This is a genomic window from Allobosea sp. UNC402CLCol, from assembly GCF_000745475.1.
GTDB classification, from domain to species: Bacteria; Pseudomonadota; Alphaproteobacteria; order Rhizobiales; family Beijerinckiaceae; genus Allobosea; species Allobosea spartocytisi.
Window position 1 is genome coordinate 584,350 of sequence record NZ_JQJJ01000009.1, and the last position, 21,631, is coordinate 605,980.

The following is a 21,631-nucleotide window of genomic DNA, read 5'->3' on the forward strand; positions in this document are numbered from 1 at the left end:
CCCCGCTGGTCGTAAGCATGGGGCGGGCGCGGCCTTCGGGCAGCGTCCGCCTTTCTTTTCGAAACTTTACTCGGCCGCCGTCCGCTGCGCATAGCCGAGGCGCTGGTTCAGCTCCTGCAGCAGCTTTTCTGCCGCATCTGCGATGACCGTGCCGGGCGGGAAGATCGCCGACGCGCCGGCTTCGATGAGCGCGTCGAAATCCTGCGGCGGGATGACGCCGCCGACGACGATCATGATGTCGGGCCGCCCGGCCTCGGTGAGCGCGGCCTTGAGTTCCGGCACCAGCGTGAGATGTCCCGCCGCCAGCGAGGAGACGCCGACGATGTGGACGTCGTTCTCGACGGCCTGCCGCGCGGCCTCGTCCGGCGTCGCGAAGAGCGGACCGATATCGACGTCGAAGCCGAGATCGGCGAAGGCCGAGGCGATCACCTTCTGGCCGCGATCATGCCCGTCCTGCCCCATCTTGGCGACGAGGATGCGCGGGCGGCGCCCATCCGCCTCCTCGAAATCCTGGCACATCAATTGGACGCGCGTGACGGCTGGGTTCATCGTGCCGACCTCCCGCTTGTAGACGCCCGAGATCGCCTTGATCTCGGCCCGGTGGCGCCCGAAGACCTTCTCCATCGCCATCGAGATCTCGCCGACCGTCGCTTTGGCGCGAGCGGCCTTGACGGCGAGATCGAGCAGATTGCCGTTGCCGGCCGCGCCGTTGGTCAGCGCCGTCAGTGCGGCCTGCACCTCGGTCTCGTTGCGCTCGGCCTTGAGGCGTTTCAGCTTGTCGAGCTGCTGGGCGCGCACCGAGGCGTTGTCGACCTTGAGCACATCGATCGAAGCCTCGTTGTCAGGCTTGAAGCGGTTGACGCCGATGATCGCCTGCTGGCCGCCATCGATGCGGGCCTGCGTCTTGGCGGCGGCCTCTTCGATCCGCAGCTTCGGGATGCCGGCCTCGATCGCCTTGGCCATGCCGCCGAGCGCCTCGACTTCCCTGATATGGCCCCAGGCTTTTTCGGCAAGCTCCGCGGTGAGCCGCTCGACATAATAGGAGCCGCCCCAGGGATCGATGATCCGGGTGGTCCCGCTCTCCTGCTGTAGCAGGATCTGGGTGTTGCGGGCGATGCGGGCCGAGAAATCGGTCGGCAGCGCCAACGCCTCGTCGAGTGCGTTGGTGTGGAGCGACTGGGTATGGCCCTGCGTCGCCGCCATCGCCTCGATCATCGTGCGCGGCACGTTGTTGAACACGTCCTGCGCCGTCAGCGACCAGCCGGAGGTCTGGCTATGGGTGCGCAACGGCAGGGATTTCTCGTTCTGGGCCCCGAAATCCTTGACGAGCTTCGCCCAGATCAAGCGGGCCGCGCGCATCTTGGCGACTTCCATGAAGAAGTTCATGCCGATCGCCCAGAAGAACGATAGCCGCGGCGCGAAGATATCGACGCCGAGCCCCGCCTGCTGCCCGGCGCGGATATATTCGACGCCATCGGCCAGCGTGTAGCCGAGCTCGAGGTCCTGCGTCGCTCCGGCCTCCTGCATGTGGTAGCCGGAGATCGAGATCGAGTTGAATTTCGGCATATGGGCCGAGGTGAAGGCGAAGATGTCGCCGATGATCCGCATCGAGGGCGAGGGCGGGTAGATATAGGTGTTGCGGACCATGAACTCCTTGAGGATGTCGTTCTGGATGGTCCCCGAGAGCTTGGCCTGCGGCACGCCCTGCTCCTCGGCCGCGACAATATAGAGCGCCAGCACCGGGAGCACGGCGCCGTTCATCGTCATCGACACGCTCATCTGGTCGAGTGGGATGCCGGAGAAGAGCGTGCGCATGTCGTAGATCGAATCGATCGCGACGCCGGCCATGCCGACATCGCCGCCAACGCGCGGATGGTCCGAATCGTAGCCGCGATGGGTCGCGAGGTCGAAGGCGACGGAGAGCCCCTTCTGCCCGGCCGCGAGGTTGCGGCGGTAGAAGGCATTGGAATCCTCGGCCGTGGAGAAGCCGGCATATTGCCGGATCGTCCAGGGTTGGTTGACATACATGGTCGGGTAGGGGCCGCGCAGATAGGGTGCGATGCCCGGCATCGTCTCGACGAAGGGCAGGCCGTCGCGATCCCTGGGGTCGTAGACCGGCTTCACCGGGATGTCTTCCGGCGTCAGCCAGGGCTCGCCTGCGGGCAATGAAGGCGGTGCGGACGCCTTGCCGCCTGCGAAGGCGATCTTCGTGAAATCCGGGATCGCGGTCATGGCTTGCTCCCGTCCGTCTTGTCCCACCAACGGTGGAAATGATGCACCGGTCCGTGGCCATGGCCAACCGCGACCTGATCGGCGGCGGCGATGGCGGCCGAGATGTAGGTCTTCGCATGACCGACCGCCTCCGGCAGCGGCAGGCCCCTGGCGAGGTTGGCGGCGATCGCCGAGGACAGCGTGCAACCCGTGCCATGGGTGTTGCGGGTGTCGATCCGCGGCGCGTTGAAGCGCTGGCGCGTGCCGCCGGCGAGCAGGAGCAGATCGCTGCTGACGTCGCCATGCCCGTGGCCGCCCTTGATCAGGACATTGGCCGCGCCGAAGGCGGCGAGCTTCTTCGCCTGTTCGTCGACGGCCTCGTCCGTCTCGGCGATGCTGGAACCGAGCAGGGCCGCGGCTTCCGGCAAGTTCGGCGTGATCAGGGTCGCGAGCGGAAAGAGGTGCTTGCGGATCGCCTCGACCGCCGCTTCCTCGAGCAGGCGCGCGCCGGAGGCGGCGACCATCACCGGGTCGAGCACGATGTTTTTCGCACCGTGCCTTTTCAGGCCGGCAGCCACCGTCTCGATCAGCCCGGCGGTCGCCAGCATGCCGATCTTGACGGCGCCGACATCGAGATCCTCGAACACGGCATCCATCTGCTTGGCGACGAAGTCGCGCGGCACGGCATGGATCGCACTGACGCCCTTGGTGTTCTGCGCCGTCAGGGCGACGATGACGCTGGCACCATAGACCTGATGGGCGGCGAAGGTCTTGAGGTCCGCCTGGATTCCGGCGCCGCCGCTCGAATCAGAGCCGGCGATGGTGAGGGCGATGGCGGTCAAGGCAGGTCTCCGTTCAGGCGGCCGCGATGGCAAGCGCGCGATCCAGCGTCTCGACCACGTCGCAGCCCATGAAGATGAACGAGGAGACGCCGGCCTTGTTCAACGCCGCTTCGCTTTCGCTGGGGCGCCCGGCGAGCCAGACCGTCGCGCCCGCCTTCGCCAGCGCCTCGGCCGCAGCCGCGCCTTCCTCGGCATAGGCAGTGTCGGAGCCGCATAGGCAGGCGAGCTTGGCGCCCGAGGAGCGGAACGCGCCGACGAGCGCGTCGAGGTCGGTCGCGCCGTTCTGGGCGAAGCCGTCGCTGCCCGAGGCCGAGAAGCCGCCGGCCTCGAACAGATTGCGGGCGAAGCCGGCGCGGGCGGTAAAATCGGCGATCGAGCCGAGCGTGGCCAGGAACACGGCCGGGCGCTGCGGCAGGGCATCGGCCTTGTCGCGCAGCGCCTCGAAGGGCTCGGCCAGCCGATGCGCGGGCAAGGCCTCGACACGGAGCCTCTGACTGGGTGGGATCAGCGCTTCCGGGCGCCTGGCGCCTGCGATGAAGGCTTTGACGATTTCACCGGGATTGCGTTCCGCCGTGCTGCCCGGCTGAGGGGAGGCGGCCTCCTCCACCGGGGCGATCTCCAGCACCGAGACGGCATTCTCGCGGATGTTCGGGAACTCGCTCGTGCCGGTGATCGGCACGCGTCGTGTCGCGATGGCCTTGGCCGAGGCGGCGCGCTCGCGCGCGATGCCCTGCTGGACATGGCCATTGGCAAGCGCCGCGAGCACGCCTTGCAGGTCGTCGCTGCGCTCGCGCTCGAGGTCCTGGAAACGGCTCCAACCCTGCTCGCACAGCGCCTGCGTCAAGGCCTCGAAGCCTCCCGCGCCGGCGGCGGGGTCGGCGACGCGCCAGAGATTGGATTCCTCCAGCAGGATGAGCTGCGTGTTGCGGGCGACGCGCCGGGCAAACAGGTCGGGCAGGCCGAGCGCCGCGGTGAAGGGCTGGACGGTGAGCGAATCGGCGCCGCCGACACCGGCGGAGAAGGCCGCGACGGTGCCGCGCAGCAGATTGACCCAAGGGTCGCGCCGGGTCAGCGAGCGCCAGGCGGTCTCGGCATGGATCGTCGCGGGCTTCGGTTCCAGTCCGCAGGCTTGCTGCACCCGGTTCCAGAGCAGGCGGGCGGCGCGGAACTTCGCCACGGTCATGAACTCGTCGGTATCGGCGACGAGCGTGAAGGCGATGGCGTCGCGCGCTTCCTGCAGCGACAGGCCCTGCGCCTCCAGCGCGCGCAGATAGGCGAGTGCCGTCGCTAGCGCGGCGCCGAGCTCCTGGGCCTCGGTGGCGCCGGCCTCGTGATAGGGGCGGGTATCGACCGTGACGAAGGGGCCCTTGAAGCCACGCTGTTTCAGCGCCGCGATCACCACCGCCAGCCGGCGGCCGACCTCCGGCCAGGGCGCCGCGAGCGAGCCATGGCTGGCGAGGACGCCGATCGGGTCGAAACCGAACTCCACCGACAGCTCGCCTGGGGCGTGGCCGCGTTTCTCGATCAGGGCGGCGAGCATGAGCGCGTTGACGCGCCCCTGCGGTGCCGGATCCAGCCTGAGGCGGATCAGGTCGAGCATCACGCCGTCCAGCGCACTGTCGAGCGTCGCGACATCGTCGGCAACAAGGCCATAGCCGCGAGCGGCGCGTGCGCCGGCGAAGGCGATGGTGAGCATGTCGGCTCCGCCTTCGAGCTCGGCCAGCGCCAGCCTGCGCGCCTCCTCCGCTTGCGGATGATCGACCCGCGCCGCGACATGCCAGCGACCGGCCTCAGCACGGAAGGCCCGCTCGCCCGATGCCGCTTCATAGAGCGGTTCGATGCGGATGCCGTCGGCGCTGCGCCCGACCAGTTTCTTCTCGAAATCGGCGCCCTTCAGCACCTTGTCGACGGCGGTTCGCCACGCCTCACGCGAAGCGGCCGGAAAGGCGTCGAGATAGGGCAGGTCGGATGAGGTCGCCGAGTTCATGCGCGCCGATGCTCCCTTCCGCACGATGTGCCGTCGCGGGGACTGATTGCCACGGGCGCGACCGCACGGCCATCCCTACTTCGTCGCACGGCCGGTGCGCAAACGCACGGCCGTCGTGAGCTGAAAAGAAAACACCGCCCGAAGGCGGTGCTTGGAGACTGCGATGCGCGCCGCTCAGACGAACTGGCCGAGCCCTGGGATCGCGCCGACGATGGCGCCCATCGTGTCCTCGCCGGCCTTCTCGCGGCCATAGGCGAACATTTCCTTCGAGACGGATTGGATCTGCGGCATCGAGAGGCCGGCCCCCATCAACTGGCCACCGAGCGCCATGACGCCGCCGCCTCCGCCCATAAGGCCGCCGATCGCGCCGAGCACGCCGCCCTTGGCGCCGCCTTCGGCATCCGCGAGCTCCTGAGAGCCCGGCAGCGCCGCCATCAACTGGCTGATCTCGCTCGTCGGGCCTTCCTTCTGCAGGAAGGCGAGGATGATGCCGAGGGCCTTGCGGGCCAGATCTTCGTTGAGGCCGGACGCCGCAACGATCCTTGAAATCAGTTCATCCATGTCGTGTGTCCTTACCCGGCCGATACGGCCTCCCGAAAAATAGTTTACATATTTACGATCCAATTCCAACGGCCATCGGGCTTCCGCCCTCTGCGTCCTTTGGTTACAGGTTTAACCTGACAGTTTTGAGAGCGATGGACGGTGACGATGGCGGATGACGGTGCGATTCTGATCGGCAAGAGCGGCAAGCCGGAGAACCTCTTGCTGAAGCTCGCCAACCGCCACGGCCTCGTGACGGGCGCGACCGGCACCGGCAAGACCGTGACCTTGCAGGTGATGGCGGAAGGCTTCGCGCGCAACGGCGTGCCGGTCTTCGCCGCCGACATCAAGGGCGATCTCTCCGGCATCGTGGCGCCGGGCGATTCCAAGCCGGCCTTCGTCAACCGGGCCAAGGAAATCGGCGTCAAATATGAGCCCGACCAGTTCACCACCGTCTTCTGGGACGTCTTTGGCGAGCAGGGGCACCCGGTCCGTGCCACCATCTCCGAGATGGGGCCGCTGCTGCTGGCGCGGCTGCTCGATCTCAACGACACGGCCGAGGGCGTGCTCAACATCGCCTTCCGCATCGCCGACGAGCAGAAGCTCCTGCTGCTGGATCTCAAGGATCTGCGCGCGATCCTGACCTTCATCGCCGAGAACGCTTCGGACCTGACGACGAAATACGGCAATGTCAGCCCGGCGACCGTCGGCACGATCCAGCGCGGACTTCTGGTGCTGGAGAACCAGAAGGGCGATCTGTTCTTCGGCGAGCCGGCGCTCGACATCAACGACCTGATGAAGACGGATCGCGACGGCCGCGGGGTCGTCAACATTCTCGCCGCCGACAAGCTGATGAACAATCCGCGACTCTACGCGACCTTCCTGCTCTGGCTGCTCTCCGAGCTGTTCGAGCAGCTTCCCGAGGTCGGCGACCTCGACAAGCCGAAGCTCGTCTTCTTCTTCGACGAGGCGCATCTGCTCTTCAACGGGGCTCCGAAAGCCCTGCTCACGGCGGTCGAGCAGGTGGTGCGCCTGATCCGCTCGAAGGGCGTCGGCGTCTATTTCGTCACGCAGAACCCGCTCGATGTCCCCGATACCGTGCTCGCCCAGCTCGGCAACCGCGTCCAGCATGCGCTGCGCGCCTTCACCCCGCGCGACCAGAAGGCGGTGCGCGCCGCCGCCGAGACCTTCCGCCAGAACCCCAAGATCGATACCGAACAGGCCATCACCCAGCTCGCGGTCGGCGAGGCGCTGATTTCGATGCTGGAGGGCAAGGGCTCGCCCGAGATGGTCGAGCGCGCGCTGATCGCGCCGCCGATGGCGCAGGTCGGCCCCTGCACCGCGCAGCAGCGCCAGCAGGCGATCAACAGCTCTCCCGTGAAGGGCAAGTACGACACCATGGTCGACCGCGAGTCGGCCTATGAAGTGCTGATGCAGCGCAAGAACCTCAATCCGGACGGCTCGCCGATCGAGGCGTCGACGGATGGCGGCGGGGGCGGCGGCATCCTCGACACGATCAGCGGCTGGCTCGGCGGAGGGGCTCCGCAGCAGCGGCCCAAGACCGGCCCCGGCTCGCGCGGCGGCCCGCTGCCGCAGAGCATGACCGAGAAGATCATCACCTCGGCGGCGCGCTCGGCCGCGACCTCGATCGGCCGCCAGGTCGGCACCGCGATCCTGCGTGGTATTTTGGGCTCGATGACCGGGAAGCGCTGAGCGCGGGCGCCAGGCGTCATTCTCGGGCGGCGCGAAGCGTAGACCCGAGAATCTTAGGCCGGAAGGGGTGCGGGAGCCTCTTTCGGCAAGAGATGCTCGGGGCAAGCCCGAGCATGACGAGACCGGGGCCTCAAGACCCCGTCGCGAAGTCAACGATCAGCTTGAGGTTCAGCACGATGATAATCGCCGCGGTCAATGCGGCGATCACGGTCAGCCAGCGCGGCGCCACCAGCTCGCCCATCTTGGTCTTCGAGGCCGTGAACATCACGAGCGGCACCACCGCGAAGGGGAGCTGCAGGCTGAGGACCACCTGGCTGAGGATGAGCAGTTTCGCCGTCTGGCCCTCACCATAGATCAGCGTGACGACGATCGCGGGCACGATGGCGACGAGCCGGGTCACGAGCCGCCTCAGCCAGGCCGCCAGCCGGATGCGCAGGAAGCCTTCCATCACGATCTGCCCGGCCATGGTCGCCGTCACCGTCGAGTTCAGGCCGCAGCAGAGCAGGGCGATGGCGAAGAGCGAGGGCGCGATCGAGGAGCCGAGCAGCGGCTGTAGCAGCTCCTGTGCCCGGCCGAGTTCGGCGACGTCGGTATGCCCGCCCTTGTAGAAGGTCGCGGCGGCCAGGATCAGGATCGCGGCGTTGATCACCAGGGCGAAGGTCAGCGCGACGGTCGAGTCGATCGTCGCATATTTCAGCGCCTCGCGCTTCTCCGGCAACGTGTGGCCATAGGCGCGGGTCTGGACGATGCCGGAGTGCAGGTAGAGATTGTGCGGCATCACCGTCGCGCCGATGATGCCGAGCGCGATGTAGAGCATGTTGGGATTGGTGACGATCTCGGTCGTCGGCGCGAAACCGCGGATGACTTCACCCCAGTTCGGATCGGCAAGCGCGATCTGGATCGCGAAACAGACCGCGATCACGCCGAGCAGCGTGATGATGAAGGCCTCGATCCAGCGAAAGCCCTTGGTCTGCAGCCACAGGATGATGAAGACGTCGAGGGCGGTGATCATCACGCCGATCTCGAGCGGGATGCCGAAGAGCAGGTTGAGGCCGATGGCCGTGCCGATCACCTCGGCGAGGTCGGTGGCGCAGATCGCGAGCTCGGCGAGGAGCCAGAGCGGCCAGGCCATATAGGGCGGATAGGCATCGCGGCAGGCCTGGGCGAGGTCGCGCCCCGTCGCGACCGCGAGCCGCGCGCAGAGCGACTGCAGGATCACCGCCATGATGTTGGAGATGAGCGCGACGACGAGGAGGGTGTAGCCGAACTGCGCCCCGCCCGCGAGCGAGGTCGCCCAGTTGCCGGGGTCCATATAGCCGACGGCGACCAGATAGCCTGGTCCGAGAAAGGTCAGGAATTTCCGCCAGGACGAGGATGTCGGAGCCACCGAAACCGAGCGGAACACATCGGCGAGCGAGGGCTCGCCGCGCGATCGAAGCCAGATCGACGAGGATTCCGGAGCGCCCTGGGACATGGTCTGACCTTGCTGCAACTTATTTGCAATAAGCCTTATAGAGCGCTCCGGTGCCTGTCAATGCAGTTGCGAAGCGTTATCAATTTGAGCGTGTGTGAAGCCGGGCGGCAATGCGCGATGAGGGGCTGACGCCCGGGCCGGGGCTTGCCATGATGCCGTCACCTGAATCGCATCCGATGGCCGCCATGTCCCAGCTTCCCGCTATTCTCGCCCGTCTCGATGCCGGGCTCGACGCCTCGCTCGAGCGTCTCTCTTCCTGGCTCGAGATTCCGTCGATCGGCACCGATCCGGCTTTCAACGCGCAGACCCGCGCCGCTGCCGAGTGGCTCCGCGCCGATCTGGAAGCGCTCGGCTTCAAGGCGGAGCTGCGCGAGACCGGCGGTCACCCCGTCGTATTGGCGCATCGGCCCAAGCCTGGCGCGCCGCATGCGCTGTTCTACGGCCATTACGACGTGCAGCCGGTCGATCCGCTGAACCTCTGGGATACCGAGCCGTTCAAGCCGGTCATCCGCGAGATCGAGCCGGGCCGCAAGGTCATCTCGGCGCGCGGCGCCTGCGACGACAAGGGCCAGGTGATGACCTTCATCGAGGCCGTGCGCGCGACGCTGGCCGAGACTGGCGACCTGCCCATCGGCCTGACCATCCTCGTCGAGGGCGAGGAGGAATCGGGCTCCGTCAACCTGCCTCCCTACATCAAGGCCAATGCCGCCGAGCTCAAGGCGGATTACGCGCTCATCTGCGACACCGGCATGTGGGATCGCGAGACGCCGCTGATCACCTCGACCCTGCGCGGCATGGTCTATCAGGAGGTGACGCTGACGGCAGCCGATCGCGATCTGCATTCGGGCCTGTTCGGTGGCGCCGCCGCCAACCCCATCCATCTCCTCGCCAGGATCCTGGGCGAGCTCCATGACGAGACCGGCCGCATCACCGTCCCCGGTTTCTATGACGGCGTGCACGAGCCGACCAATGCCCAGAAGGCCGAATGGGCCGATCTCAACCTCACCGAGAAGGAATTCCTCGGGCAGATCGGCCTGAAGCACTCCATCGGCGAGAAAGGGCGCATGCTGATCGAGCAGATCCAGTCCCGCCCGACCTGCGACGTCAACGGCATCTGGGGCGGCTATACGGGAGAGGGCAGCAAGACGGTCATTCCGAGCAAGGCCTCGGCCAAGGTCTCCTTCCGCCTTGTCGGCGATCAGGACCCCGCGAAGATCGCCGCCGCCTTCCACCAGTTCGTCCGCGACCGGCTGCCGGATGATGTGACGGCCGAATTCATCAGCCATTCCGGCTCGCCGGCTCTCGCCGTGCCGCCGGATTCACCGGTGCTCCAGAAGGCGCGCAAGGCGCTGGCCGACGAATGGGGCGGGCGCGTGGTTTCCATCGGCAGCGGCGGCTCGATCCCCGTCGGCGGCGATTTCAAGCGCACGCTCGGCATCGACACGCTCTTCGTCGGCTTCGGCCTCGACGACGACCGCGTGCATTCGCCGAACGAGAAATACGACCTGTCCTCCTTCCACAAGGGCCAGCGTTCCTGGGCCCGCATCTTGCAAGCTCTCGGTTCATGAAATCAGTCTGTGTCTTCTGCGGCTCCAATCCCGGCAATGACCCCGTCTATGCGGCCGGCGCCCGCGCCATGGGCGCCGAGATCGCAAGGCGGGGCCTGACACTGGTCTATGGCGGCGGCGCCGTCGGGCTGATGGGCATCGTCGCCAATGCGGCGATGGAGGCCGGCGGCGAAGTCCACGGCGTCATTCCCAAGGCGCTGCGCGACCGCGAGGTCGGCCATGTCGGCCTGACCCGGCTCGAGGTCGTCGACACCATGCACACGCGCAAGGCCCGCATGGCTGAGCTGTCGGACGGCTTCATCGCCATGCCCGGCGGCATCGGCACCTTCGAGGAGCTGTTCGAGATCTGGACCTGGGGCCAGCTCGGCATCCATTCCAAGCCGCTCGGCCTGCTCAACGTTGCTGGGTTCTACGATCCGCTGGCCACATTCCTCGACCAGACCGTGGAGGCCGGCTTCCTCAAGCAGAGCCACCGCGCCATGGCGATGACCGATACGGAGCCGGCGACGCTGCTCGACCGGATGGAGGCCTATGTTCCCGCCGCGACCTATAAATGGGTCGAGAAGGAAGAGGTCTGACTTAATCCCCGGGATTGCTCTCTCAGGTTGTAGGAATATTATCTTGACATTGTGACGCTGATCCGGTAGAGATCAGGAACGCTCACGAAATATGCCCGAACGAAGCCGCCGCGCTCTCCAGCCGGCGGCTTTTTCGTGGCCGTCATCCGAGAGGGACGTCATGGCAGAAGAGGACGAGACAACGTCGCAGCCAGCCGCTGAGCTGAAGCCGAAACGGAAGACGGTCTCGCGCAAGGCGGTGGTGGGTCAGCTCTGGCGTGCTGCCAAGCGCCAGATCGATACGCATGAGGAACATCTCGCCGACCTGCCGAGGGGCACGACCGCAAGCGAGGCCGACGCTAAGGCGTTGGCCGTGCTTGCCCGCACCGTCCGCGAACTGGTCGCGATCGAGGAGCCTCAGGCCACAAGGAAGGACAAGCGCACGGATGAGCCTTCCGCTGCCGATGATCTGCGACATGTCGCACAGCTCCGTCAGGATCTTGCTCGACGTCTTGAAGCCCTTGTCGCTCAGGACGCGCGTGAGAATTCTGAAGAAGCTGATGCCGACAGCGACGCCGGATGAGGTCGAACTCATTCGGAATACCTGGAATATCTGGGCGCGCCCTGATCAGTTGCCACCCGAACCGCTGAAGCCGATCTGGCTCGTCCTCGGCGGACGCGGCGCCGGCAAGACCCGCACCGGCGCCGAATGGGTCAGGGGTATGGCGCTGGGCCATCCGCCTTTCGCGGACATGCCGACGGAGCGGATTGCCCTCGTCGGCGAGACGCAAGGACAGGTCCGCGACGTAATGATCGAGGGCGTTTCCGGGCTGCTGGCGGTCCATGCGCGTGGGGAGCGGCCGAACTGGCAGCCCTCGCTACGCCGCCTGCGGTGGCCGAATGGCGCGATCGCGCAGGTTTTCTCCGCCGAGGACCCTGAGAGCCTGCGCGGACCGCAATTCGGCGCCGCCTGGTCCGACGAGCTGGCGAAATGGCCGAACCTTCAGGAGTGCTGGGACATGCTGCAATTCGGCCTTCGCCTCGGCGACCATCCCCGTCAGGTCATCACGACGACGCCGCGCCCCGTGCCGCTGGTCAAGCGCCTGCTGGTCGAGCCCCATGTCGCGGTGAGCCGGGCGAGGACACAGGACAACCATTACAACCTCGCCGCGGAATTCGTCCGCACGGTCACGCAAACCTATGGCGGGACGCGGCTCGGCCGCCAGGAACTCGACGGCGAGATCGTGGAGGAGAGCCCGGACGCGCTCTGGACACGGGCCATGATCGAGGCGGCCCGCGAGCGCCGGCACCCGCCGCTCGCGCGGATTGCCGTCGCCGTCGATCCGCCTGCCTCGTCCTCGCAGCGGGCCGACCGCTGCGGGCTGGTCGTGGCCGGCATCGATAGCGACGGCCTCGGTCATGTGGTGGAGGATGCGACGATGGCCGGCGCCCGCCCGCAGGAATGGGCCGAGAAGGCGGTGGCGCTCTATCGGCGTTACGAGGCGGATGTCCTGGTCGTCGAGGTTAACCAGGGCGGCGAGATGGTCGAGAGCGTCATCCGCGAGGTCGATGCCGGCGTTCCGGTCGTCCCGGTACGGGCGACGCGCAGCAAATATCTCCGCGCCGAGCCGGTCGCCGCGCTCTATGCGCAGGGCCGCGTGCGCCATGCCGGCCCCCTCCCGGAGCTGGAGGACGAGATGTGTTCCTTCGGCCCGGGCGGCCTCGAAGGCGGCCGCTCGCCCGACCGGCTCGACGCGCTCGTCTGGGCGCTGACCCACCTGATGCTTGCGCCCAAGGGCCGGCCGCGGGTGAGGGGGATGTAGCCTTCACCGTCATTCTCGGGCGGCGCAAAGCGCCGACCTGAGAATTTCACGAGGGGAGAGACCCGGTTTCCGGGATGGTCGGGTCGAGCCCGACCATGGCGGCACGTCGTTTCACGCTCCAACAGCGAGACTTCCATGTTCGATTTCCTTCGCAGCCTGCGCGGCCGAGCCGCGCCGGACCAGAAGCGCTCGCGCGTCGGGCCGCTCATTGCCCTGCACGAGGCTGGGCGCGCGGTCTGGACGCCGCGCGATTATGTCGCCCTGTCGCGCGAGGGCTATGAGCGCAATCCGGTGGTGCATCGTTGCGTGCGCCTGATCGCGGAGGCGGCGGCGCAGACGCCGCTCGTCGCCAAGGTCGGCGACCGCGAGATCCCCGAACACCCGGCATTGGCGCTGATCGAGCGGCCCAACCCGCGCCAGGGCGGCATCGCCTTCCGCGAGATGCTGTTCGGCCATCTGCTCGTCGCCGGCAATGCCTATGTCGAGGCGGTGAACGCCGGCCGCGAGCCGCGCGAGCTCTACGCGCTGAGGCCTGACCGGATGCGTGTCGTGCCGGGCCGCGACGGCTGGCCGGAGGCTTACGACTATACCGTCGGCGGCGACACCGTGCGCTTCCGGCAGGACGAGGCCGAGGTGCCGCCGATCCTGCACCTGACGCTGTTCCACCCGATCGACGACCATTACGGCCTCTCGCCGGTCGAACCGGCGGCATCAGCGCTCGACATCCACAATGCCGCCAGCAACTGGCACAAGGCTCTGCTCGACAATGCCGCGCGCCCGTCCGGCGCGCTGGTCTATGACGGACCGGGCGGCGCGACGCTGACCGAGGCGCAGTTCGACCGGCTGAAGCAGGAGCTGGAGGATTCGTTTCAGGGCGCGCGCAACGCCGGCCGGCCACTGCTGCTCGAGGGCGGGCTCGACTGGAAGCCGCTCTCGCTGACGCCGGCGGAACTCGACTTCGTCGCGGCCAAGGGCGTGGCGGCGCGCGAGATCGCGCTTGCCTTCGGCGTGCCGCCGCTGCTGCTCGGTTTGGCCGGCGACAACACCCACGCCAATTTCGCCGAGGCCAACCGCGCGCTCTGGCGCCAGACCGTGATTCCGCTGGTGAGACGATCGGCGCAATCGCTGGCGCAGTGGCTCGGGGCCGCCTTCGGTGACGAGCTCTCGCTGGAGCCCGATCTCGATGCGGTCGAGGCGCTGGCCGACGAGCGGGAATCGCTCTGGCGGCGCCTCGGTGCGGCGGATTTCCTCGACGACGACGAGAAACGCGAGGCGGTCGGCTACGGCCGGCGTGCCTCCGGGAAGGAGCCATCATGACCATGCTCGACCAGATCGTCACGGCCTTCATCGGCCGGGCCGATGTCGGCCATCTCGGCCTGCTGCTCTGGGCCGCGAGCGCATCCGGCCTCGCCTGGCTCGTCCTGCGCGAGCTGACGGCGGCGAACCGGCGCTTCGACGATTTCGTCCGCGAGCTCAACCGCTTCAACGCACGCCATGAGGGGGATCAGTCATGAAAGGCAGCAGCGATGCGAAACCGCCATCGATCCGGCAAGGAGCCGGCCATGCGCAGCCGGCCAAGGCGAGGCCGGGCGGTGTGACGACGGAGACCTTCAGCCGCTTCGTCCGTAACCTGGCCAAGCTGGAGGGCGGGCAGCCCCAGGCTGGCGAGAGACAGCGCGGAAGCGGCGGGGAGGGCGGTCGATGAGCGATCTCCATCGTCTTCCGCTCGAATCCAAACTCCTGCCCCTGCAACCTTCGCGCATTGCCGTCGACGGCAGTTTCGAGGGCTATGCCAGCCTCTTCCGCATCCCCGATCTCGGCAAGGACGTGGTCGAGCCCGGCGCCTTCCGCGACAGCATCGCCCGGCGCGGCCCTTCCGGCGTCAAGCTGCTCTGGCAGCACGACCCGGCCGAGCCCCTCGGCCGCTGGCTCAGCCTCGCCGAGGACAGTCGCGGCCTCTTCGTGCGCGGCAAGCTCTCGCTGGCCGTCGCCCGCGCCCGCGAGATCCACGCTTTGATGCGGGAGGGTGCCATCGACGGGCTCTCGATCGGCTTTCGCCCCGAAAAGGCGCGCAACGAGCCCAGATCGGGTCTGCGCCGCCTGGAGCGCGTCGATCTCTGGGAGGTCTCGATCGTCACCTTCCCGATGTTGCCGCAGGCCCGGATCAGCGCCGTCAAGACGGCCTTCCGCAAGCCTGCTTTCGCCTGACCATCACCCCAAGAAAGACCCTGCAAGGAGAAGCCATGACCCGTTTCGACACCGCCCCCGAGACCAAGGCCGCCGGCGCCGACCTCGCGCTTGCCTTCGAGGATCTGCGCTACACGCTGGAAAGCTATCGCGCCGCGAATGACGAGCGCCTTGCGGAGATCGAGGCCCGCAACGGCGCCGATCCGCTGACCGAGGAGAAGCTCGTCCGCATCGACGCCGCGCTCGACGACACCGTGCGCCGCATCGACCGGCTGACGCTGGAGCGCGGCCGTCCGGCGCTGAGTCATGACGGCCAGGGCGCTCATGGCCGCGACCCGCTCGTCGCCGAACACAAGGCCGCCTTTGCGGCCTATGTCCGCACCGGCGAGGCCGGGGGGCTGAAACGCCTGGAAGCCAAGGCGCTCTCCGCCGGCTCCGGCCCGGACGGCGGCTATCTGGCGCCGTCGACCGTCGAGGGCGAGATCCTGCGCCGCCTGGCCCATGTCTCGCCGATCCGTTCCCTCGCGACCGTCCGCACCATCTCGTCGGGCACCTACAAGAAGGCCTTCTCCACGACCGGCCCGGCTTCCGGCTGGGTCGCGGAGGCGGCGGCGCGTCCCCAGACGGGCTCGCCCACGCTGGCCGAGCTCTCCTTCCCGGCGATGGAGCTTTACGCCATGCCGGCCGCGACGCAGACGCTGCTCGATGACGCCATCGTGAACATCGACCAGTGGATTGCCGAGGAGGTCGAGAGCGCCTTCGCCGAACAGGAGGGCGCGGCCTTCGTCAACGGCGACGGCACCGACAAGCCCAAGGGCTTCCTGGCCTATCCGACGGTGGCGGAAGCGAGCTGGAGCTGGGGCAATATCGGCGTGCTCAACACCGGCGTCGCCGGGGCCTTCGCCGCCTCCAACCCGTCCGACGTGCTGGTCGACCTCGTCTACGCGCTGAAGGCCGGCTATCGCCAGAATGCCTCCTTCGTGATGAACCGCAAGACGCAAGGAACGGTCCGCAAGTTCAAGGATGCCAACGGCAATTATCTCTGGCAGCCGCCGGCTTCCGCCGGGGCGCCGGCGACGCTGCTCGGCTTCCCGCTGGTCGAGGCGGAGGACATGCCGAACATCGCCAACAACGCCGTCTCGATCGCCTTCGGCGATTTCCGGCGCGGCTATCTCGTTGTCGACCGGGCCGGCGTGCGCATCCTGCGCGACCCCTATTCCGCCAAGCCTTACGTGCTGTTCTACACCACCAAGCGCGTGGGCGGCGGCGTGCAGGACTTCGCGGCGATCAAGGGGCTCAAATTCGCCGTCTGACGATCGAGGCGCGCCCCGCATCCCCGCCAGGATGCAGGGCGACACTATTCCTCGTCAGCGCGAAAGCCACCAGCTCCAGCCGGAGCTGACCTGCGGCTGGACGGCCTCCTCCGAGCGGCCGTCCGCTCCCAGCGCCAGCAGCCTCGCGCTGCCCGTGGCGATCCAGTCCCGGTGGTCGCTCACCGGGGTGATCGCGGTGAAGCCGCCGCAAATGCGACGCGCGCGCGTCTTCAGCGGTCCACTCGACCAACTGACGATGCCGACGAGATCGCGCGAGCGGGAGGAGCCGCGCAGGACCGGCCCACCCGAATCGCCGCGGCAGGCGCCGGCGCCGGGCGTTTCGCCCCGCGCCTCGACATCGACGGCGACCTTGACGGTGTTCTGTGTGGTGTAGTTGCCGGCGTTGACCAGTTGTGTCTCCCGCAGGCGTCGCGCCGTGCGCTTGTTGTCCTCGGCGGAAAGGCCGTAGCCCGCCATGGTGACGGTCTCGCCCTGCGAGAGATAGCTGCCGACAGCGAGCGGCTGAATGTCAAGCGGCAGGGGCTGCGCCAGACGCAGCAGGGCGAGGTCGGTGCCCGGCTGCGTGCGCGGCGTCGTGCCGGGCACGAAGCTCGGATGCGGCAGCACGGCGATGACGGGCTGGCGCCGCGCCCGGAAGCGCGGATCGAGGCTGACGACGCTGATCGAGCCGCCATCCATCAGGCAATGCGCGGCCGTGAGGATGATTTCAGGTGCGATGACAGCCCCGGAGCAGAGCTCGCCCCGGCTGGTCTCGACCCTGACGGTCGAGGCGCGCGTGCCGTTCGCATCGCGCGAATTGACGCCTCCGACGACCGCGGAGGCTGGTTGCGCCAGGGTCGAGAGGGCGCAGGACAAGGACAGGATGGCGAGGGCGCGCGCGAGCATGGAACACATCAACGAGGTCGGTGGAACAATTTAGAGGCTGTCGCGCCCCAGTCCAGCGTTTCCGTCAGAGACCGTTGGTCCAGCGCGCAGTTTCACCCCATTGCGCCAGCGTCGCGTCGATCCAGCCACGTTGCGGACCGATGAGAATGCCCTGGCTGAGCAGGCCGCAATTGCGCTTGGCCGGCCCGGTCGACCAGCTGCTTACGGCGACGACGCCGGCTCCGCTGAAGATCGGGCCGCCCGAATCGCCCTGGCAGGCGCCGGCGCCTGGCCGCTTGCCCGCTCCGGCGGGGTCCGCGGCCCAGAGCAGGACATGCCCGGGCCCGTAGGGCTCGATGACGGAGAGGGCGGCGGAGCGATAGGTGCCGGTCGTCCGCGCTTCGCCCTCTTGCGAGACGCCATAGCCGGTCAAGGTGACCGGGCTGCCGGCGCGCGGCTGGGCGCCGTCGTCGAGCGTTGCGGCGACGAAGCGCGCCGGCAAGGGCTCGGCCATTCGGATGAGGGCGAGGTCGATCGAGCGGCGGCGGTTGCTGACCGCCTTCGCGTTGAATTCGGGGTGCAGGCCGACCGTGGCCGGCGCGACCAGCACCGGCTCGCTACCTGCGCGCCAGTGAATGCGCAACTCCGTGCCGCCAGCCGCGCAATGGGCGGCGGTGAGGATCGCGCGGGCCGATAGCACGATGCCTGTGCAGACGCCGCCGCGCGCGTTCAGCACCATCAGCGTCGCGGCTTCGGCCGGGCCGCCGTCCTGCCCGCCGACGACGGCCTGCGCCGGAGCGAGCCCGACTCCGCAGGCTAGGCCGAGGCCGAGAAACCAGTTCGCGATCCGCATCGGGCGCTCCTTCCAGAGCTGCGCTGATAGCGCGTCGCTTCCCGCAATTGAACCCTTGAACGGAGCGATCATGACGCCGCTTGCCCTGGAGCCGCCCGTTGCGGAGTCGGTTTCGCTCGCCGAGGCCCGGCTGTTCCTGCGTCTCGACCACACCGAGGAGGACGATCTGGTGGCGACGCTGATCACGGCCGCGCGGCTGATGGTCGAGGCGGTATCGGGCCGCTGCCTGATCGATCAGCGCTGGCGGATCGTGCTGGATCGCTGGCCTGTCGGCGGCGAGATCCGCCTGCCGCTATCGCCCGTGGGCGCGATCGAGGCCGCGCGTGTCTACGATCTGCTGGGCGTCGCCCAGGCGGTGGCCGGGACGGCCCTGGCGCTCGATACGCTGGCGGATCCGCCCTTGATCCGCATCGTCGGCGAGGTGCCGGAAATCGGACGGGCGCATGGCGCGATCGAGATCGATATCACCGCCGGCTACGGGACATCGGCGGACGCGGTCCCGGCCCCGTTGCGCCAGGCGGTGCTCCGCCTCGCCGCGCGCTGGTTCGAGCAGCGCGGCGATGTCGCGAGCCGCGATGCGCAAGCCTTGCCGGCCGAGATCATGGCGCTGGTCGCGCCCTATCGCCGCGCGAGGCTCTGACCATGGCGGAGATTCCGATCCCCGCCATTGGCCGGATGCGGCGCCGGCTCGTGCTGGAGGCGCCGGTCGCGACGCCTGACGGCCTCGGCGGCGCGACGCAGAGCTTCGCCGCGGTCGGCGCGCTCTGGGCGCAGCTCGAATGGCTCTCGGGCGTCGAGCAATGGCGCGAAGGGCGGCCCGAGCAGCTCGCGCGATACCGCGTCACCCTGCGCTGGCGCGGTGACGTGGATGCCGGCCGGCGCCTGCGCGACGGCGAGCGCATCTTCGACATCCGCACGGTGGCCGATTCCGATGGTTCGCGCCGCCGGCTCGTCTGCCTGGTCGAGGAGGTCAAGCCGTGAGCGACGCCATCCTGGCTCTGCGCGCCGCGATCCAGGCGCGGCTTGCCGCGGACGCGCCCCTGAACGCCCTGATCGGCCCCGATCGCATCTTCGACGAGGCGCCCCGCGCCGCGCGAGGCCTTTACGTCGTCCATGGCGATGTCGAGGCGCGCGATTGGTCGGCCGGAGGCGAGCGCGGCTGCGAGCAGGAGCTGACGCTGATCGTCTGGGCCGCCCAGAGCAGCTCCTCCCGTCAGGCATTGGAGGCCGCGAGGCTGATCGTGACGGCGCTGGACGACGCCGATCTCACCCTCGACGGACACAGCCTCGTCAATCTGCGCTGGCTCTCGAGCTGGCTGGCGCGCGAACCGCGCGGCGGGCTCCCCAACGTGACGATCCGCTTCCGCGCGGCGACCGAGCCGCTCTGAACACCCGAAACATCGCGACAATCGAAGGAGGCGCCGCATGTCGGCACAGAAGGGCAAGGATCTGCTGCTCAAGGCGGCGGATGGGGAGGGCAGTTTCACCACCGTCGCAGGGCTGCGTGCCCGCCAGATCGCGTTCAACGCCGAGACGGTGGACGTGACCCATGCGGAATCGGCCGGGCGCTGGCGTGAGTTGCTGGAAGGCGCCGGGGTCCGCCGCGCCAGCATCAGCGGCTCCGGCATCTTCAAGGACGCGGCCTCGGATGCACTTGTCCGCCAGACCTTCTTCGATGGCGCTATCCGCGACTGGCAGGTGGTCGTGCCGGATTTCGGCACGGTCGCCGGGCCGTTCCAACTCACCAGCCTCGAATATCGCGGCGACCATGCGGCGGAGGTCACCTTCGACCTCTCGCTGGAATCGGCCGGCGCGCTCGCCTTCACCGCGCTCTGAGGAGGCCGGCATGGTCAATCGTCATCGCGGCGAAACCGCGCTCATGATCTCGGGCGAGGCCCTGCCGATGCGCCTCACCCTGGGCGCGCTGGCCGAACTCGAGCACGCCTTCGCGGTCGACAGCTTGCCAGCGCTCGGACAGCGCTTCGTCTCAGGCCATCTCTCGGCGCGCGACATCATCCGCATCATCGCCGCCGGCCTGCGCGGCGCGGGCAAGGTGATCCGCGACGAGGAGGTCGCGGGGCTGTCCTTCGATGGCGGCCTCGCGGGTGCGATCAAGGCCGCCATCGCCCTGCTGGAGGCGACCTTCGGCGAGGGCGAGCCCGCCCGCCCTCCGCAGCCGCCGGAAGCCTGAGCGCACCGGCGGCCTTTCCCTGGGAGGAGATGATGGCCTTCGGGCTCGGCCGGCTCGCCTGGCCGCCGGATCGCTTCTGGGCGGCGACCCCGCGCGAGCTGGCTGCAGCGATGAAGGCTTGGGGTTGGGGAGCGTCGGGCGCCGCGACCGAACGCACGGCTTTCGAGGCACTGATGGCCGCTTTTCCCGACATCTGACGCAACGTCTTGAATCAATTTCTGAAGAGGATCGTCATGGCCGATGAGACCGATTTCGACTCCGTCCGTCTTTCCGATCTGCGGACGATGGATTCCCTGACTCAATCCCTCAACCGCTCTTCGCAAAGCTTTGGTAAATCGATCGTAAATGCCTTTTCGCGCGGTGTCGTCGAAGGCAAGCGCTTCGAGGACGTGTTGCGCGGTGTCGGGCGCTCGCTGACCGACGGCCTGCTCAAGAATGCGCTGAAGCCGCTGCAGACCGGCATCTCCAATCTGCTCGGAACGGGTATCAAAAGTCTGACCGGCCTGTTCACCGGCGGTTTCGGTTCGCTCGGCGGTGGGGCTTCGATACCGGTTGCCCCTTTTGCGGAGGGCGGCATCGTCGCCTCGCCTGCCTATTTTCCGACCGGGCGCGGCCTCGGCCTGATGGGTGAGCGCGGCGCCGAGGCGATCATGCCGCTCTCGCGCGGGCCGGACGGACGCCTCGGCGTCAGAGCCGGCGGCGGGGCACGCCCGCTCAACGTCACGGTGCAGGTCTCGACACCCGATGCCGAGAGCTTCCGCCGTTCGGAGGCGCAGGTTTCGGCCGCGATCGCGCGGGCCGTGGCGCGCGGCGGCCGCGCACTCTGACGAGGCAGGTCATGACCGATTTCCATGACGTCCGCTTTCCGCTCGACGTTGCGCGTGGGGCGCGGGGTGGGCCGGAGCGCCAGACCCAGATCGTGACGCTCGCCTCCGGCCGCGAGGTCCGCAACAGCCGCTGGGCCCATTCGCGCCGCCGTTACGATGCGGGCCTCGGCGTGCGTTCCTTCGACGCGCTGGCGCAGGTCGTCAGCTTCTTCGAGGAGCGTCGCGGCAGGCTCTTCGGCTTCCGCTGGCGCGACCAGCTCGACTGGAAGAGCTGCGCACCTTCCCGGGCGCCGGCCGCGACCGACCAGGTCATCGGGATCGGCGACGGGCTGACGGCGGCGTTCCAGCTCCGCAAGAGCTACGGCACGGGAGCGTCCGCCTATAGCCGGACCATCGCCAAGCCGCAGGCGGGCAGCGTGCTTATCGCCGTCGATGGTGTCGCGCAGGCGCCGGAGGAGGCGTTCTCCTGCGATACAGCGACCGGGCTCGTCACCTTCGCCGGCGGTCATATCCCGTCGGCCGGTGCCGTCGTCACGGCGGGCTTCGCCTTCGACATTCCCGTCCGCTTCGACACCGATGCGATCGAGGTCGATCTCTCGGCTTTCGAGGCCGGCGAGATACCGCGCATCCCGGTCGTCGAAATCCTGCCCTGAGGCCGCC

The 21,631-nt window shown here is 68.2% G+C and carries 24 protein-coding genes; 17 read left to right on the forward strand and 7 right to left on the reverse strand.

Going from position 1 to position 21,631, the window contains the following annotated elements; genetic code table 11:
* Positions 1–66 precede the first annotated feature (66 nt).
* The 4 genes from scpA to GY40_RS10015 all read right to left on the reverse strand — a co-directional run bounded on the left by scpA (position 67) and on the right by GY40_RS10015 (position 5,601).
* Positions 67–2,232 (reverse strand): methylmalonyl-CoA mutase, encoded by a 2,166-nt coding sequence (gene scpA, locus GY40_RS10000; RefSeq protein WP_038361383.1) that lies wholly within the window; start codon positions 2,230–2,232, stop codon positions 67–69.
* Complete coding sequence (gene thiD / locus GY40_RS10005) at positions 2,229–3,053, reverse strand: bifunctional hydroxymethylpyrimidine kinase/phosphomethylpyrimidine kinase (RefSeq protein ID WP_038361385.1); 825 nt, start codon at positions 3,051–3,053, stop codon at positions 2,229–2,231. Before thiD ends, scpA begins: the two co-directional genes overlap by 4 nt.
* 13 nt (positions 3,054–3,066) lie before the next feature.
* A complete protein-coding gene (locus tag GY40_RS10010; RefSeq protein ID WP_051987734.1) occupies positions 3,067–5,040 on the reverse strand; it encodes a methylmalonyl-CoA mutase subunit beta in 1,974 nt (657 codons plus the stop codon).
* Between the two features lie 174 nt (positions 5,041–5,214).
* Positions 5,215–5,601 carry a hypothetical protein gene (locus tag GY40_RS10015; protein ID WP_038361387.1) on the reverse strand — a complete coding sequence of 129 codons (387 nt, stop codon included), beginning with the start codon at positions 5,599–5,601 and terminating at the stop codon, positions 5,215–5,217.
* Between the two features lie 147 nt (positions 5,602–5,748).
* Between GY40_RS10015 and GY40_RS10020 the strand changes: the two genes are divergently transcribed.
* A complete protein-coding gene (locus GY40_RS10020) occupies positions 5,749–7,293 on the forward strand; it encodes a helicase HerA-like domain-containing protein (protein ID WP_038361390.1) in 1,545 nt (514 codons plus the stop codon).
* Positions 7,294–7,423: 130 nt separating this feature from the next.
* Here the strand turns inward: GY40_RS10020 and GY40_RS10025 are convergent, their stop codons facing one another.
* Positions 7,424–8,767, reverse strand: a complete 1,344-nt coding sequence (locus GY40_RS10025) for an Nramp family divalent metal transporter (RefSeq protein WP_038361392.1) — start codon at positions 8,765–8,767, stop codon at positions 7,424–7,426.
* A gap of 185 nt (positions 8,768–8,952) precedes the next feature.
* Between GY40_RS10025 and GY40_RS10030 the strand changes: the two genes are divergently transcribed.
* From GY40_RS10030 to GY40_RS10070, 8 genes are all read left to right on the forward strand, one after another.
* Positions 8,953–10,335 (forward strand): dipeptidase, encoded by a 1,383-nt coding sequence (locus tag GY40_RS10030; RefSeq protein WP_038362470.1) that lies wholly within the window; start codon positions 8,953–8,955, stop codon positions 10,333–10,335.
* Positions 10,332–10,913, forward strand: a complete 582-nt coding sequence (locus tag GY40_RS10035; protein ID WP_038361395.1) for an LOG family protein — start codon at positions 10,332–10,334, stop codon at positions 10,911–10,913. Before GY40_RS10030 ends, GY40_RS10035 begins: the two co-directional genes overlap by 4 nt.
* Before the next feature lie 160 nt (positions 10,914–11,073).
* Entirely contained in the window at positions 11,074–11,475 is a 402-nt protein-coding gene (locus GY40_RS27525; protein ID WP_142020283.1) for a hypothetical protein, read from the forward strand.
* Positions 11,453–12,715 carry a DNA-packaging protein gene (locus GY40_RS10045; RefSeq protein WP_038362472.1) on the forward strand — a complete coding sequence of 421 codons (1,263 nt, stop codon included), beginning with the start codon at positions 11,453–11,455 and terminating at the stop codon, positions 12,713–12,715. Before GY40_RS27525 ends, GY40_RS10045 begins: the two co-directional genes overlap by 23 nt.
* Positions 12,716–12,850: 135 nt before the next feature.
* Positions 12,851–14,032, forward strand: coding sequence for a phage portal protein (locus GY40_RS10050; protein WP_038361400.1), 1,182 nt, complete (start codon positions 12,851–12,853; stop codon positions 14,030–14,032).
* The gene (locus tag GY40_RS10055) at positions 14,029–14,229 is read left to right on the forward strand and encodes a hypothetical protein (protein WP_185747786.1); all 201 of its coding nucleotides are present in this window, start codon (positions 14,029–14,031) and stop codon (positions 14,227–14,229) included. The genes GY40_RS10050 and GY40_RS10055 overlap by 4 nt, the downstream gene beginning before the upstream one ends.
* Before the next feature lie 187 nt (positions 14,230–14,416).
* On the forward strand, positions 14,417–14,923 hold the full coding sequence (locus GY40_RS10065; RefSeq protein WP_038361405.1) for an HK97 family phage prohead protease: 507 nt from the start codon (positions 14,417–14,419) through the stop codon (positions 14,921–14,923).
* A gap of 35 nt (positions 14,924–14,958) precedes the next feature.
* Positions 14,959–16,215: a phage major capsid protein gene (locus tag GY40_RS10070; protein ID WP_038361408.1), complete on the forward strand. Its 1,257-nt coding sequence runs from the start codon at positions 14,959–14,961 to the stop codon at positions 16,213–16,215.
* A gap of 54 nt (positions 16,216–16,269) precedes the next feature.
* Here the strand turns inward: GY40_RS10070 and GY40_RS10075 are convergent, their stop codons facing one another.
* Together GY40_RS10075 and GY40_RS10080 are read right to left on the reverse strand one after the other, a co-directional pair.
* Positions 16,270–17,121 carry a S1 family peptidase gene (locus GY40_RS10075; RefSeq protein ID WP_038361411.1) on the reverse strand — a complete coding sequence of 284 codons (852 nt, stop codon included), beginning with the start codon at positions 17,119–17,121 and terminating at the stop codon, positions 16,270–16,272.
* A gap of 64 nt (positions 17,122–17,185) precedes the next feature.
* A complete protein-coding gene (locus GY40_RS10080; RefSeq protein ID WP_038361414.1) occupies positions 17,186–17,953 on the reverse strand; it encodes a S1 family peptidase in 768 nt (255 codons plus the stop codon).
* A 70-nt stretch (positions 17,954–18,023) separates the two neighbouring features.
* Between GY40_RS10080 and GY40_RS10085 the strand changes: the two genes are divergently transcribed.
* From GY40_RS10085 to GY40_RS10115, 8 genes are read left to right on the forward strand one after another with little or no spacing between them, the layout of a single operon-like run.
* Positions 18,024–18,593, forward strand: a complete 570-nt coding sequence (locus tag GY40_RS10085) for a head-tail connector protein (protein WP_038362475.1) — start codon at positions 18,024–18,026, stop codon at positions 18,591–18,593.
* 2 nt (positions 18,594–18,595) lie between these two features.
* Positions 18,596–18,934 (forward strand): phage head closure protein, encoded by a 339-nt coding sequence (locus tag GY40_RS10090; protein WP_038361417.1) that lies wholly within the window; start codon positions 18,596–18,598, stop codon positions 18,932–18,934.
* The gene (locus tag GY40_RS10095) at positions 18,931–19,341 is read left to right on the forward strand and encodes a DUF3168 domain-containing protein (protein ID WP_038361420.1); all 411 of its coding nucleotides are present in this window, start codon (positions 18,931–18,933) and stop codon (positions 19,339–19,341) included. Before GY40_RS10090 ends, GY40_RS10095 begins: the two co-directional genes overlap by 4 nt.
* Positions 19,342–19,378: 37 nt before the next feature.
* The gene (locus tag GY40_RS10100; protein WP_038361423.1) at positions 19,379–19,789 is read left to right on the forward strand and encodes a phage major tail protein, TP901-1 family; all 411 of its coding nucleotides are present in this window, start codon (positions 19,379–19,381) and stop codon (positions 19,787–19,789) included.
* A 10-nt stretch (positions 19,790–19,799) separates the two neighbouring features.
* Positions 19,800–20,144, forward strand: a complete 345-nt coding sequence (locus GY40_RS10105) for a gene transfer agent family protein (RefSeq protein WP_038361426.1) — start codon at positions 19,800–19,802, stop codon at positions 20,142–20,144.
* Complete coding sequence (locus tag GY40_RS27005; RefSeq protein ID WP_282568283.1) at positions 20,141–20,341, forward strand: phage tail assembly chaperone; 201 nt, start codon at positions 20,141–20,143, stop codon at positions 20,339–20,341. Before GY40_RS10105 ends, GY40_RS27005 begins: the two co-directional genes overlap by 4 nt.
* Positions 20,342–20,377: 36 nt before the next feature.
* On the forward strand, positions 20,378–20,971 hold the full coding sequence (locus GY40_RS10110) for a phage tail tape measure protein (RefSeq protein ID WP_038362476.1): 594 nt from the start codon (positions 20,378–20,380) through the stop codon (positions 20,969–20,971).
* A gap of 11 nt (positions 20,972–20,982) precedes the next feature.
* Positions 20,983–21,624: a DUF2460 domain-containing protein gene (locus GY40_RS10115; protein WP_038361429.1), complete on the forward strand. Its 642-nt coding sequence runs from the start codon at positions 20,983–20,985 to the stop codon at positions 21,622–21,624.
* Positions 21,625–21,631: the final 7 nt, after the last annotated feature.

Coding starts and splice junctions, on each gene's coding strand:
- scpA (WP_038361383.1), bottom strand. CDS start 2,232: ATGACCGCGATCCCGGATTTCACGAAGATCGCCTTCGCAGGCGGCAAG.
- GY40_RS10010 (WP_051987734.1), bottom strand. CDS start 5,040: ATGAACTCGGCGACCTCATCCGACCTGCCCTATCTCGACGCCTTTCCG.
- GY40_RS10015 (WP_038361387.1), bottom strand. CDS start 5,601: ATGGATGAACTGATTTCAAGGATCGTTGCGGCGTCCGGCCTCAACGAA.
- GY40_RS10020 (WP_038361390.1), top strand. CDS start 5,749: ATGGCGGATGACGGTGCGATTCTGATCGGCAAGAGCGGCAAGCCGGAG.
- GY40_RS10025 (WP_038361392.1), bottom strand. CDS start 8,767: ATGTCCCAGGGCGCTCCGGAATCCTCGTCGATCTGGCTTCGATCGCGC.
- GY40_RS10030 (WP_038362470.1), top strand. CDS start 8,953: ATGTCCCAGCTTCCCGCTATTCTCGCCCGTCTCGATGCCGGGCTCGAC.
- GY40_RS10035 (WP_038361395.1), top strand. CDS start 10,332: ATGAAATCAGTCTGTGTCTTCTGCGGCTCCAATCCCGGCAATGACCCC.
- GY40_RS27525 (WP_142020283.1), top strand. CDS start 11,074: ATGGCAGAAGAGGACGAGACAACGTCGCAGCCAGCCGCTGAGCTGAAG.
- GY40_RS10045 (WP_038362472.1), top strand. CDS start 11,453: ATGCCGACAGCGACGCCGGATGAGGTCGAACTCATTCGGAATACCTGG.
- GY40_RS10050 (WP_038361400.1), top strand. CDS start 12,851: ATGTTCGATTTCCTTCGCAGCCTGCGCGGCCGAGCCGCGCCGGACCAG.
- GY40_RS10055 (WP_185747786.1), top strand. CDS start 14,029: ATGACCATGCTCGACCAGATCGTCACGGCCTTCATCGGCCGGGCCGAT.
- GY40_RS10065 (WP_038361405.1), top strand. CDS start 14,417: ATGAGCGATCTCCATCGTCTTCCGCTCGAATCCAAACTCCTGCCCCTG.
- GY40_RS10070 (WP_038361408.1), top strand. CDS start 14,959: ATGACCCGTTTCGACACCGCCCCCGAGACCAAGGCCGCCGGCGCCGAC.
- GY40_RS10075 (WP_038361411.1), bottom strand. CDS start 17,121: ATGCTCGCGCGCGCCCTCGCCATCCTGTCCTTGTCCTGCGCCCTCTCG.
- GY40_RS10080 (WP_038361414.1), bottom strand. CDS start 17,953: ATGCGGATCGCGAACTGGTTTCTCGGCCTCGGCCTAGCCTGCGGAGTC.
- GY40_RS10085 (WP_038362475.1), top strand. CDS start 18,024: ATGACGCCGCTTGCCCTGGAGCCGCCCGTTGCGGAGTCGGTTTCGCTC.
- GY40_RS10090 (WP_038361417.1), top strand. CDS start 18,596: ATGGCGGAGATTCCGATCCCCGCCATTGGCCGGATGCGGCGCCGGCTC.
- GY40_RS10100 (WP_038361423.1), top strand. CDS start 19,379: ATGTCGGCACAGAAGGGCAAGGATCTGCTGCTCAAGGCGGCGGATGGG.
- GY40_RS10105 (WP_038361426.1), top strand. CDS start 19,800: ATGGTCAATCGTCATCGCGGCGAAACCGCGCTCATGATCTCGGGCGAG.
- GY40_RS10110 (WP_038362476.1), top strand. CDS start 20,378: ATGGCCGATGAGACCGATTTCGACTCCGTCCGTCTTTCCGATCTGCGG.
- GY40_RS10115 (WP_038361429.1), top strand. CDS start 20,983: ATGACCGATTTCCATGACGTCCGCTTTCCGCTCGACGTTGCGCGTGGG.